This window comes from Devosia nitrariae (genome assembly GCF_030160115.1).
Lineage (GTDB): Bacteria > Pseudomonadota > Alphaproteobacteria > Rhizobiales > Devosiaceae > Devosia > Devosia nitrariae.
Window position 1 is genome coordinate 82,281 of record NZ_BSNS01000028.1, and the last position, 12,460, is coordinate 94,740.

Consider the following 12,460-nt stretch of genomic DNA (forward strand, 5'->3'; position numbering starts at 1 on the left):
TCGTACCGATGAACAAGTGGCTCTTCATCGCCCTCGTTGTCCTCGGGCTACTGGCCTTTTCCGCGGTCGTCTGGTTCGCCGGCCCGATGCTCGCGATCATGGGCGTTGCTCCCTTCGAACCGGTCTGGGTGCGGCTCGTCATCATCCTCGCCGTTGTCGGCCTCGTCGGCCTCTTCTACGGCTGGCGGTTGTGGAGGAGCGCGCGGGCCGCCAAAAAGCTTGAGGAAGGGATCGTTGCAGCTGGCGAGAGCGAGGGAGACGCCAAACTCCTCTCCGAGCGCATGTCCGATGCCTTGAAGACCCTCAGGACCTCGACCGGCAAGGGTGACTTTCTCTATAGCCTGCCTTGGTACGTGATCATCGGCCCGCCCGGCGCCGGCAAGACCACGGCGCTGGTCAATTCCGGCCTCAAGTTCCCGCTTGCCGGCGACGGCGGGGCGGCGGCCATAAGTGGCACCGGCGGCACGCGCTATTGCGACTGGTGGTTCACCGAGGAGGCGGTGATGATCGACACCGCCGGGCGCTATACCACGCAGGATTCCGACGCCTCCGCCGACAAGAAGAGCTGGCTGTCCTTTCTCGAGCTGTTGAAGCGCTATCGCCCCAAGCAGCCGATCAACGGGGTGATCGTGGCGATCAGCCTCGAGGACATCATGAAGCTGACGGCCACCGAGCTTGCCGCCCACACCAATGCCATCCGCCAGCGGCTCATCGACATCAACAAGGAGCTCAAGATCGATTTCCCGGTCTATGCGCTGTTTACCAAGGCCGATCTCGTGTCCGGGTTCGATGAATATTTCGGCAATTTCACCGAGGCCCGCCGGCGCGTCGTCTGGGGTGCGACCTTTGAGACCGAGGACCGCAAGAAGAACATGATCGGCAGCGTTCCCGCCGAATTCGACGCGCTGACCACCCGCCTCACCGAGGAACTGCCCGACCGCCTGCACGAGGAGCCGGACCCCGTCTCGCGCATCGCCCTCTATGGGTTCCCGGCCCAGTTCGCCATGCTCAAGGACCGCGTCTATGAGTTCTTGGCCCAGATCTTTGAACCCAATCGCTACCAGGTGAGCGCCAACCTGCGCGGCTTCTATTTCTCCTCCGGCACCCAGGAAGGCACCCCGATCGACCAGGTTCTCGGAGCCATGGACCGCAGCTTCGGCAGCAGCGGCGAGCGGTTCCAGCACCTTTCGGGCCGGGGCAAGAGCTATTTTCTCCATGACCTGTTCAAGAAGGTGATCTTTTCCGAAACCGGCTGGGTGTCGGTCGACATGCGAGCCCTGCGCACCTCCCAGGCACTGCGCTACGGCACACTCGGCCTTGTCGGTGTCGCAACGGTCGCGCTTCTTGGTCTCTGGGGCTGGAGCTTCGTCAACAACCGCTCGCTCATCGCCGACACTGAGCAGTTCGTCAGCGACTACCGGGTCAACGCCGGAGAGCTGCTGACGGCCGCGACCGTCTCGGATTCCGACCCGATGACGGTGCTGCCGACCCTCGACCTCATTCGCAACAATCCCGTCGGCTTCGCCCAGGCCGGCCAGCCGGTTCCGACCGGCGAGACCTTTGGCCTCAGCCAGCGGGATCGACTGGTCGCTGCCTCGCGAGAGACCTACCGGCAGGCCCTGGAGCGCCTCCTGCGCTCGCGGCTCATCCTGCGGCTCGAGCGCCAGCTCGAGACGACGCTCAACGATCCCATGGCTGCCTATGCGGCGCTCAAGGCCTATATGATGTTGGGCGGCAAGGCGCCGCAGACCGACGACGAATTCGTCGTCGCCTGGATGATGGAGGACTGGGAACGGAACCTCTATCCGGGGCCCCAGAACCGGGCGGCGCGCGAAGCACTGGCCGAGCATGTGCGTGCTATGCTGATCCTCGATTCCGGCCGGCAGCCGAGCTTTGAGCTCAACGGTCTTCTCGTCGATGCGGCGCAGCGCACTCTGACGCGGCTGAGCCTTGCCGATCAGGCCTATGCCTATCTCAAATCCTTGCGCCCGGCCGTGCCGCTCGAGGACTTCAACTTCTCCCTGCGGTCGGGTCCGGAGACCGCCCTGGTGTTCGAAACCGCCGACGGCAGCAGCTTTGCCGACCTGACCATTCCGGCGCTCTTTACCTATCGCGGCTTTCACGAGCACTTTCTCGCCGAGCTCTCGCTCATCGCCGATGAGCTTGCCAAGGAGCAATGGGTGCGTGGCGAGATCGGCGCGGCCATGGTTGGCGAGGAGCAGTTCGGCCAGTTGGGTCCGCAATTGCTGGCGCTCTACTCGCGCGAGTTCGTCGACACCTGGAACGCTGCGCTCGATAACGTGAAGCTCAAGACCATGCCGGGCGACAAGCCCGACTACATCCCGCTTTCGGTCGCCTCGAACAAGGCGACCTCGCCCATCAAGGCACTGGTCGAGGCGGTGGTTGCCGAAACCGCGCTGACCCGCGAGGAGCCGGCACCGGAAGGCGGGCAGGCTGTGGAGGGCGCCGCTGCCGACGCGACAGCGCTGGCCCAGCAGGCGTTGACCGGACGCACCAGCGGGCTCACGCGCATCGGCATCGATCTCGCTTTAAAGAGCGGCGCTCGGGCGGGCGATACGTCTACTGCCGCGGCCCAGCAGGTGCCCGGCGCCAATGTCGAAGCCCAGTTCCGCGATTTCGCCGTGCTGCTCGACGGCTCGCCCGCTCCTGTCGATGTGCTGCTCGACAGTCTCAACGAGGTTTACCGCAATCTCCTCGTCGGCACGCTCAATCCCTCACAGGCCCAGCAGGCGACAAGCGCTGTGCAGCTGCAGCTCGCCAATCTCTCCATGAGCGCCTCGCGCCTGCCGGGACCCTTGCAGCGCATGGTCTCGGGCGCTGTCGCCGATCTCGAGGGGGATGCCGCGGGGACGAGCCTTTCCCAGCTCAACCAGGAACTCGGCAGTACTGTCACCCGCCTCTGCCAACAGTTGACCTCCAACCTCTATCCCTTCTCTCCCGGCAGCCAGCGCGATCTGCCCATGGCCGACTTCGCCCGGCTCTTTGCCCCCAACGGCGTCATGGACCGGTTCTTTGCCGAGAACCTGGCTCCGCTTGCCGACATGAGCGGCGAGGTGTGGACCTGGAAGCAGGACACAGCCCTTGGGCGCGAGCTCTCCAACGCGGCCCTGCGCGAGTTCCAGCGCGCCGCCGAGATCCGCGACGCGTTCTTTCCGCCCAACAGCTCGGCCCCGTCGGTCACACTGACCGTCAGCCACCTTGCGCTGCACGCGGCCGCGCAGGTTGCGCTGCTCGACATCAACGGGCGCATCATTCAGACCCAGCAGGTCGGCAATGTCCCCGCCACCATCGAATGGCCGGGCAGCTCCGGCACCGGTGCCGTGCAGGTTACGATCCTCCCCGAGTTGCCGGGCAGGCAGTCGAACGCGGTCATTCAGGGCCCGTGGGCGCTGATGCGTCTGATCCAGAGCGGCTCGGTATCGCGCAACGGCGATACGCTGCGCGTGCAATTCGTCATCGGCGGACGGGACGTCGCCTACAACATTCAGGTCGGCACCGTGTTCAACCCGTTCTTCCTGCCGGCGCTCTCGGAATTCTCCTGCCCGACGGGGTTGTAGGGCATGCCCTTCGGCCTCTTCGGCAAGGTGCCGCAAAAGCGCGACTTCCTTGTCGTCAACCTGCCGGACGCCATCCTTCATCCCTTCGAAACCTGGCTGCAGACCTCGCTCGCCGCCAGCCGCAGCACCATCGGGCGGCGCTGGGAGGAGTTTTATCTCGTCGCCCCGATCTGGCGGTTCTGGATCGGCCCCGGCGTATTTGGCGTCGGCTGTGCCGGCGCCATGGCACCTTCGGTCGACGCGGTCGGGCGGTATTTTCCGCTGGCGATCGTTCACTGGGACGCGGCTGCAACGACGCCGCTCCCTCTCCTCGATCCGGCCGAGCCCTGGTACGGCGCCATCGATGATCGGCTGCTCAAAGCGCTTTCGGAAGGCGAGCCCGACTATCTCGAAACTCTGCTCGAAGGCCTTAACGCCCCGCCCTCGCTTTCGGAACCCGATCCCGCCCGCACGATCGGCGTCTTTCGCGACGGCATCGCCTTTACACCCGCCGGTAACGGGACAGTCCTCCAATCGGCATTGCCCGCGCTGCGGGATGAAGACTATGCCGCAGCGGCCGCCGGGCGCAGCTACTGGTGGAGCAAGGCCCCGTCCGGTCCGATCCTCTACGCCGGAGCCGGGCTTCCCGAAGCGGACCGTTTTGCCCGCATGCTGCTCTGGACCCGATGACGGAGCCCGCCCAACAGACCGAATGAGTTAAAATGATCGCTCCGGTTTTTGCCGGTATCGGACAAGTCGTTGCGCGTTCGACACGTCCTGCCGACAAGGACGGAGGGCGGCTGACAGCAATTCCTTCTGCGCAGGGCCGCCTCAACAGATGATGCAACCACGACACAGCCCAACGCCCCTTTCCGAAAGGGGAGTGTTTGCGACGGCACAATCTGTTAAGACTTGACAAGGAGTTGGGCGAGGGGTCGTTGATGGGGCGGCAAGTCGTTGGAGAAGTTCTCTCCGCAGCGTTGCTTGCTTTGCTGTGCGCATCTTCATCCCTGGCGCAGACCGCGAGCCAGGTAACCCCCGATTTCGAACCGCAGCGGACTGGGACCGGTCAGGCGCTGGTGTTTTCCGGCGCGCCCGGGTTGCGGGCGCCCGAAGGCGCCGAGGCCCTGGTGGTCGCGCTCGCCAATGTCGTCGTCGAAGGCGGCAAGCCCGAGCTCGAGCAGCAGACGGCGCAGATCCGCGCTGCGCTTACCGGGCGGCGGGTGAGCGTTGCCGAGATCTTCGAGAGGGCGCGTGACCTGGAAGCGGCCTATGCCGATGCCGGCTATGTACTGGTGCGTGTCGTGGTGCCGGCGCAGACACTCAATGACGGCGGCACGCTGCGGCTCACTGTCGTCGATGGTTTCCTTGAGCGCCTTGACGCGCAAGGTGTACCCGAGCCGGTGCGCAGCCGCGTCGTCGCGCTCGTCGAGCCGCTATTACGCCGCCCGGACGTGACGCTCGCCGAGATCGAGCGCCGCTTGCTGCTGGCCGGCGACACGCCGGGCGTGGCGCTGCGCACCGCCCTCGCCTCGGGCGCCGAACCGGGCGGTGCCGTACTGGTCGTCAGCGCCGATTTCGATCCGGTTATGCCGTTCATCGCCATCGACAACACCCTGCCGAAGTCCCTGGGCACCTGGTCGGTGACCGCCGGGCTCGACATCAACAATTTCTTCAACTCCGGCGAGGTGCTCTATTTCCGCGCCGTCGGTCATCCGCGCTTCAACGGCGACGACGACCTCTACGGCATTTTCGATGACGATCCGCAATACCGCTCGCTGACCGCCGGCGGCATCGTGCCGCTGGGCAATTCCGGCCTCGCCTTCAACCTCGAGGGCACGCTGACGCAGACGACGCCCGAGTCCACACTCGGCATCCAGACCTCGAGCCGGTTCGAGCGCCTTTCGGCCCGCCTCGACTACCCGCTCGTGCGCTCACGTGCCCTGGACCTCAACGTCGGCCTCGTCTTCGACGTCCAGAACGAATACCAGGACCTGATCACCGGTGTCGGCGACTTCGGCATCTCCGAGGACCGGCTGCGCATCCTGCGGCTGACCGGGGACGGCGCCTGGTCGTCCGACTTCGGACTTTTGACCGCCGCCGCCACCCTCTCCTTCGGTCTCGACGCGCTCGGCGCACGCAGCGCCGACGATGCAACGCCGGGCCTGCCGCTCTCGCGCCAGGGCGCCGATGCCACGTTCCAGAAGCTCGAGCTGGAGCTTGGCTACTATCAGACGCTGGCGCCGCATTTGGCCGTCAGCGTCTCGGGCAAGGCGCAGACCTCGTTCGGCGACCCGCTGCTGCGCAGCGAGCAGATCGGCATCGCCAGCCTCGACGAGCTTTCGACCTTCGATGCCGGGTCGTTGACCGGCGACAGCGGCTGGGTGGTGCGCGCCGAAGCGTCGGCGCCCTTCGACATCTCCACCGGCGCGATCAACCTTGTCGCGTCTCCCTATGTCTTCGGCGCCATCGGCAACGTCTATCTCGAGCAGCCAACCGTCCTCGAGGAGGCCGAGATCAACGCCTCGTCCCTGGGGCTGGGCGTCCGCTTCGGTGCTTCGGACGGCAAGGACATATCATCGACGCTCACCCTCGAATACGGGCGGGCGTTCCGCGATGACAGACCCGACGACGATCGCTTCACGCTCGTCGGGTCGATGCGCTTTTAGAGCGGGATGCAAAAAAGTGGGAACCGGTTTTTTGCGAAGAATCCCGCGACAAGAAACTAGAGCGCGCGATTTGATTCCATCAAATCGTATCGCGCTCTAGCAGGCGCCACGCCTGCGGAGCCAACGCTCCGCCGGTAAATGGTTTGGTTGTGAATTGGTCGTGTTCCTTTTTGAGTAAGGACGTGCCGATGTTGACGCCCGCACTACGCCTCAATCTCGTGTTTCTCGCCGCCACGGCCCTGACCGCGCCAGCGCTCGGCCAGCAATTGCCGACGGGCGCCTCGGTGCAATCGGGATCGGTCGGCATTGCCACGCCCGGTCCGGGCGCCATGACCATCAACCAGTCCTCGCAAAAGGCTATCGTCAACTGGCAGAGCTTCTCGATCGGCAAGGGCGGCGTTGTCGACATCGCCCAGCCAAACGTTGAGGCCGCGCTCCTCAACCGCGTCACTGGCTCGGCAACGACAACCATCGCCGGCTCGCTCAGCGCCAACGGCCAGGTGTTCATCGTCAACCCCAACGGAATCGCCATCACCGGATCGGGCACGGTCAACGTCGGCGGGTTCGTCGCCTCGACGCTCGGCATTTCCGATGCCGATTTCAAGGCGGGCAACTACGCGTTCACCGGAGACGGCAGCTCGGCGGCCGTCTCCAATGCCGGTACGGTCAATATCGCCAGCGGCGGCTATGCCGCGCTCATCGGTGGGCGGGTCGACAATACCGGTATCATCAGCGCCCCGTTGGGCAGGATCGGTCTCGGTGCCGGGGAGCTCGCAACGCTCGATCTCACCGGCGACGGCTTCCTGCAGGTCGCACTGCCGTCGCAGGGGACGGGCGACGGCGCGCTGGTCACCAATTCGGGCACCATCAGCGCCGATGGCGGACGCATCGTCATCACCGCCGCGGCCGCCGAGGATGCGGCGCGCAATGTGATCAACCTTTCGGGCGTCACGCAGGCGCGCACGGCCAGCGGCCGGTCCGGTGCCATCGTCCTCGGCGGCGGGGGCGGCGGAGTGGAGATCACCGGCAGTCTAGACGTCAGCGCGCCCGCTCCCAAGACGGCGCCAGCACCCAAGACGCGTCCTGCCGCCATCGGCGGATCGCTGATCATCACCGGCGCGGCCATCGAGCTCACCGGCGCCACGATCGATGCCGGCGGCGCTGATGGTGGCGGAAGCGTCAAGATCGGCGGCGACTTCGCCGGCGCCGGCACCCTGCCGCATGCCCGTGCCGTTTCGATCGATGCAGCAACGCTGATCAACGCCGACGCGACGGTGTCGGGCGATGGCGGCGAGGTTGCGCTCTGGTCGGATTACGGCACAAGGTTCGCCGGCACCATCACCGCGCGCGGCGCTGGCGAGACCGGCAGCGGCGGTTATGTCGAGGTGTCCTCGCCTAGGGGCCTTTCCTATACCGGTCGCACTGATCTGCGCGCGCCGTCCGGCAACTACGGCACGCTGCTGCTCGACCCCTACGACGTCTACATCTCCACTGGCGAGAGCCCCTCTGGCGGGCTGACGCCCAACGGTGAGGACTTCTACATCGATCCGAGCGATCTCGAGGCCGCCCTCGGGCTCGCCAATGTTTCGATCAGTACTGGCGGCTCGGGTAGTCCGGGCACCCAGGCCGGCAACATTTTCGTCCAATCCGAATTGAACTGGATCGCTCCCACAATTCTCACCCTGGATGCCTTCGGCGACATTGTCCTCGATGCCGACATAGAAGCCGAGAACGGTGGCCTTGTGTTCATGGCCGGCGGCGACATCGCGTTCGATGCAAGCGAAGGCATGTTCGTGATCGTCGGCTCACCTGGGCTCGAAGCCGTCGCCGGTGGGGCCGTGACCATGAACGACGGTACCGTGATCGCCTCGGAAGGCGACGTGCTCTTGTCAATGAATGACCCCTTCGTGACCCCGGAGAGCGCGCTGATCGGCGCTGGCGGCAACGTCGTCATTGATACCTCTCAGTTCATCAACAATGCCGGCCCCGACTTCATCACGGCAGTGGGCCGCATGCTGATCTACAGCACCAACTGGGAAGATGACGTGCGCGGCGGGTTGACCGGCAGCAACCTCTATGGCCGCACCTACGCGGACGACCCGCCGGGCTCCGTTCCGGGCATCGGCGATGTATTCCTCTATTCCGATCAGCCGGTACTCACCGTCTTCATCGACAACGGCACCCGCGTCTACCGCAATCCAGACAGCCTCACGGCCGACGTCAGCTATGGTCCGACCGTCAACGGTGACGCCCTGAGCGACGCCGTCACCGGCAGCATCACCGACATGACGGCGGCGACGGCCGATGTCGGTTTTTTCGAGGGTGTGCTGACGGCTGCGGGGCTCACCTCGCCGATCGGCTATCTCTTCTCGGTCGAGGGTGGGGACCTCACCATCACGCCCGCGCCCCTGACCATCACCGCCTCCGACCTCGCCAAGCTCTTCGGCCAGACACTGGTGTTCGAGGGCACCGAATTCACCGTCGCCGGCCTCTATTCCGGAGACTCGGTCGATTCCGTCACGCTCGCAAGCTCCGGTGCGGCCGCCGGCGCCACCATCGAGGGCAGCCCCTATGCCATTACCGCCAGCGATGCATCGGGCACCGGGCTCGGGAACTATACGATCACCTACCAGCCCGGCAGCCTGACCGTCGTTCCGGGCGATACCGGCCCTTCGGGCGGAATCCTGATCGGCGACGGCCCGACCATCGCCAATCCTCCCGATACCCTGCCGGTCAGCTTCGCGCCCGAACCGGCCGAGGATGATGTCCGTTTGTCCCTGCAGGTGCTCGAAGAGCGCACCGAAGACTTCCGCCAGCGTCTCGCGGCCTGCGAGCGGGACTTGGCCGAGGACGAGGATGCCGCCGGCCTCTACATCTCCTGCGTCAGCGACGCGCTCGATGAGTACGCGAGCGACCTCGAGGATCCGCTGATCCGCCTGCCCCCCGAGCTGCAGGCGGTATCGAGCGTCATGCGCCAGACCGTTCAGCAGCTGCGCACGGCAGCGTCCGCGCCGACCCCACAGGCGGCGGTGGCGCAGGCGCGCGCGGCGATCGGCAATTTGGTTGACTTCGTGCGCCAGCAGACCGAGCTTGTTAGCGCGGTGGACCCGGAGACCCAGGCGCTTCTGGTCGAGCATGGCAATGTCATTGCCGGAGCGGTCGAGGAGATGGAGCTCGCCCTGGTAGGTGCCGTCGAGATTTGAGGCATGGTTCGCACGATTGTTCTTGGCCTTGCGATGCTGGTGTTCGCCCTCTTGGCGCCCGCTCGCGCGCAAGGAGCGCTTGAGGGGCGCGTCGCCCTCATCATCGGCAATGCCCATTACGACAGTGGGGCTGTTCCGGACCTGCGCAACCCGCTGAACGATGCCAACGATGTGGCGCGGGCGCTGGCCGGATACGGCTTTGCAGTCGACTTGAGGACCGACCTCGACAAGGCGGAGATGACCGCCGCCATGGCCGATTTCGCCGAGAAGGCAATAAGTGCAGAGGTGGCGCTCTTCTATTATGCCGGCCATGGCTTGCAGGTCGACCTGCGCAACTATCTGGCGCCGGTCGATGCCGTCTACACGTCCCATGCCGATGTCATCGACAACAGCGTGCCGCTCGATGCCCTGACCGCCAGGACTAAAGGCATGGAGGGTGCGCTCCTCATCTTCCTCGATGCCTGCCAGGAAAACCCCGTCGGCGGTCGCGACGGACTGGCGCGAATTCCCGTCTCGCAGAACCAGTTCGTCGCGCTTGCCGCGCTTCCCGATGCAAGGGCGGCGGACGGGGCTGGCCGCAACAGCCCCTTCACCGAGGCGTTCCTCGCCAATGCGGGCGTTCCCGGCAAGAGCATCTCCGACGTCATGCTGGAGGTGCGCCTCGACGTCTTGGCCGCAACCGGCAGCCAGGTGCCCTGGGATAACTCGTCCCTGACCCAGCAGGTCGTGTTCGTCCCCGGCGAAGCATCTGTGCTGCCGCCCGAGACCATGCTCTGGCGTACGGCCAGCAGCATGGCCGATCCCGCCCTGCTCAACGTCTACCTCGATCGTTTCCCCGATGGCGCCCATGTCGCCGACGCCCGCATGCTTCTGGCGTCGGTGCCAGATGCGAGCGGCGGAGAAAGCGATTTCCGCAGCACTGGGCCGACGGACGTCGATGCGCTGGAGGACGAGGACGATTTGTGGAATCTTGCCAGCGGCAGCCGGTGGCGGCCATTGCTCGAGGCCTACGTCGAGCGTTTTCCCCAAGGTGCGCATGTCGAGGAGGCCGAGGAGCTTATTGCGCTTCTGCCCGACCCTGAAGACCCCGACCAGCCGGCGACCTTCACCTGCGAGCGCCTTGCTACCCATCCTAACGACGAGACCGCCGCCTTCGCCGGCGTCTCGGCCGCACGGCTCCAGCTCAACGCCCCCGCCGCGATCGAAGCCTGCCGTACCGCCCACACCGAATTCCCGCAGGTGCATAAATACACCGCTCTTCTTGCGCGGGCGCTTTATCTCGGAGGGCAGACGCAGGAAGCAATCGAGCTCTTCCGCGCCGCGGCCGAGGCCGGCAACATCCGGGCGATGGCGACGCTCGGCGCTTTCTACGAGACCGGAACGGGCGTGCCGAAGGATCTGGCCGCGGCCGCCGATTTCTTCGAGCGCGCCGCGGCGGGCGGCGCCTCCGAGGCGGCAGTCAATCTCGCCCGCATGCTGGCCGAGGGTAATGGCCTGCCGGCGGACTTGCCTCGGGCGATCGAACTGCTCGAGGAGGCTTCCGAAGCCGGTTCCAGGCATGCCGCCTACAATCTTGGGGTGCTGGCGCTCAACAATCGCGGCCTGCCGCCCGAGCGCGCCCGCGACTATTTCGCGCTCGCCAGTGATCGCGGCTATGTCGAAGGCCATTTCCGCGCTGCGCTGCTCTACGAATCCGGTGAATTCGGCGCGCGCGAGCCGGCTCGCACCGCCGAATACCTGCTGCGCGCGGTCGCCGCCGACAGCGGTCAGATGCTCGCCTGGATCGATCAGGGTGAGATCGCCTTCGGCAAAGACACCATCGCCGAGGTGCAGCGGCGGCTCGCTAATATCGGCTACTATGCGAGCACCGTCGACGGGTTGATGGGACCGGGCACGCTGGAGGCGCTGCGCGTCTACCGGTTCGGCGGTTTGTCCCTCTCCCCGTCGGCCAGCGCGGGAACCGCCGGATAGGCTTTGCATTGACTCCCTGAGGGCGCGAAGCCCGAAAGGAGAAGGACAATGCCTTTCGACAGCCTTGAGGAGCGAGCGGGCGGCAAGGACAAACTTCTGCCCATGCACATCGCCCACAACAGCCTTCTCACCGCTCGCGAAAAGATCGAACTGCTTAATCGCATGAAGGCGAGCGCGACTGGAGCCCTGGAAGACGGCGGCGATCTCGGCTTCGACCCGGCCGAGGTCGACGAAGCCATCGAGGTCGTCCGGCGTGGCGTGCAAGAGGGCGTCGGTACGCAAACCGTGCTCAAGGGTGACTTCTGATGGCCGGTAAGGACAAGAAAGGCGCTCCGGAAGTCGCCAAGGTCGATTTTCTTGTCGATGAGGAGGGTTCACGCATCGACGTGCCGGAGGACTCAGGGCTGAAGACCGCAGCAGTGGGTGAGGAAAGCGTCGGGGCGACCAGCCCCACCAGCTGGTGGGTGTATGGTCTTGTTGGCCTTGCCATCGTGGTTGCCATCCTCTTTCTGATGCAGGTCTTCCTCGGTGCTCCCAGCACCGATGTGGCGCCAGGAACGCCCGTATCCGAGCCCGTGGTCGAGCCGCCCCAATAAGCGGACGTGACCACGCAATTGCCTGATACAGCCGATAGAATCGGGCTTCCCTGTCAATCCGAGGAGGACATCACCATGATCGCACATCGCGTCGGCCGGACCCTTGCTACGGGGATCGCCGCATCAGCTTTGCTCGTTTCCCTTTCGGCCTGCATGAGCGCCCGCTCCGACCAATCGCTCCCGGGCATGGGGACGATGGAATGTGGCGCGGGAGCCCTCGAGGGGCGGATCGGTCAGGAGGTCGTGCAGGGCGCCGGCGGCACCAGCATCGGCGGGGTGGCTATCGACGCGCCGGGCACCATCCGGGTCATTGCTCCCGGTCAGCCGGTCACGCAGGACTACAACCCGCAGCGGCTCAACCTCGACGTCGACGCCTCCGGGCGGCTAGTGCGGCCCTGGTGCGGCTAGGTTGTAGTGACAATTTAGCTATTTGAGCCACAGCATGATGCTTGCGAGCTTGATGA

Annotated in this window: 8 protein-coding genes; all 8 read left to right on the top strand. The window is 65.5% G+C overall.

The genetic code is table 11. The annotated features are described in order from the left end of the window. Positions 1-8: 8 nt before the first annotated feature. The 8 genes from tssM to QQK18_RS26600 all read left to right on the top strand — a co-directional run bounded on the left by tssM (position 9) and on the right by QQK18_RS26600 (position 12,404). A complete protein-coding gene (tssM, locus tag QQK18_RS26565; protein ID WP_284343437.1) occupies positions 9-3,578 on the top strand; it encodes a type VI secretion system membrane subunit TssM in 3,570 nt (1,189 codons plus the stop codon). A 3-nt stretch (positions 3,579-3,581) separates the two neighbouring features. Next, the gene (tagF, locus tag QQK18_RS26570; protein WP_284343438.1) at positions 3,582-4,247 is read left to right on the top strand and encodes a type VI secretion system-associated protein TagF; all 666 of its coding nucleotides are present in this window, start codon (positions 3,582-3,584) and stop codon (positions 4,245-4,247) included. Between the two features lie 251 nt (positions 4,248-4,498). Beyond that, positions 4,499-6,226, top strand: coding sequence for a ShlB/FhaC/HecB family hemolysin secretion/activation protein (locus QQK18_RS26575; protein ID WP_284343439.1), 1,728 nt, complete (start codon positions 4,499-4,501; stop codon positions 6,224-6,226). Between the two features lie 188 nt (positions 6,227-6,414). Continuing rightward, positions 6,415-9,429 (top strand): two-partner secretion domain-containing protein, encoded by a 3,015-nt coding sequence (locus QQK18_RS26580; protein WP_284343440.1) that lies wholly within the window; start codon positions 6,415-6,417, stop codon positions 9,427-9,429. Between the two features lie 3 nt (positions 9,430-9,432). Further along, positions 9,433-11,400 carry a caspase family protein gene (locus QQK18_RS26585; RefSeq protein WP_284343441.1) on the top strand — a complete coding sequence of 656 codons (1,968 nt, stop codon included), beginning with the start codon at positions 9,433-9,435 and terminating at the stop codon, positions 11,398-11,400. Positions 11,401-11,448: 48 nt separating this feature from the next. Further along, positions 11,449-11,706 (top strand): hypothetical protein, encoded by a 258-nt coding sequence (locus QQK18_RS26590; RefSeq protein WP_284343442.1) that lies wholly within the window; start codon positions 11,449-11,451, stop codon positions 11,704-11,706. After that, complete coding sequence (locus tag QQK18_RS26595) at positions 11,706-11,996, top strand: hypothetical protein (protein WP_284343443.1); 291 nt, start codon at positions 11,706-11,708, stop codon at positions 11,994-11,996. Before QQK18_RS26590 ends, QQK18_RS26595 begins: the two co-directional genes overlap by 1 nt. Before the next feature lie 75 nt (positions 11,997-12,071). Next, complete coding sequence (locus QQK18_RS26600; RefSeq protein ID WP_284343444.1) at positions 12,072-12,404, top strand: I78 family peptidase inhibitor; 333 nt, start codon at positions 12,072-12,074, stop codon at positions 12,402-12,404. Positions 12,405-12,460: the final 56 nt, after the last annotated feature.

Excerpts from the sequence above, each read along its gene's own strand:
- QQK18_RS26575 (WP_284343439.1), top strand. The coding sequence starts at position 4,499 with ATGGGGCGGCAAGTCGTTGGAGAAGTTCTCTCCGCAGCGTTGCTTGCT.
- QQK18_RS26600 (WP_284343444.1), top strand. The coding sequence starts at position 12,072 with ATGATCGCACATCGCGTCGGCCGGACCCTTGCTACGGGGATCGCCGCA.
- tssM (WP_284343437.1), top strand. The coding sequence starts at position 9 with ATGAACAAGTGGCTCTTCATCGCCCTCGTTGTCCTCGGGCTACTGGCC.
- tagF (WP_284343438.1), top strand. The coding sequence starts at position 3,582 with ATGCCCTTCGGCCTCTTCGGCAAGGTGCCGCAAAAGCGCGACTTCCTT.
- QQK18_RS26585 (WP_284343441.1), top strand. The coding sequence starts at position 9,433 with ATGGTTCGCACGATTGTTCTTGGCCTTGCGATGCTGGTGTTCGCCCTC.
- QQK18_RS26595 (WP_284343443.1), top strand. The coding sequence starts at position 11,706 with ATGGCCGGTAAGGACAAGAAAGGCGCTCCGGAAGTCGCCAAGGTCGAT.
- QQK18_RS26580 (WP_284343440.1), top strand. The coding sequence starts at position 6,415 with ATGTTGACGCCCGCACTACGCCTCAATCTCGTGTTTCTCGCCGCCACG.
- QQK18_RS26590 (WP_284343442.1), top strand. The coding sequence starts at position 11,449 with ATGCCTTTCGACAGCCTTGAGGAGCGAGCGGGCGGCAAGGACAAACTT.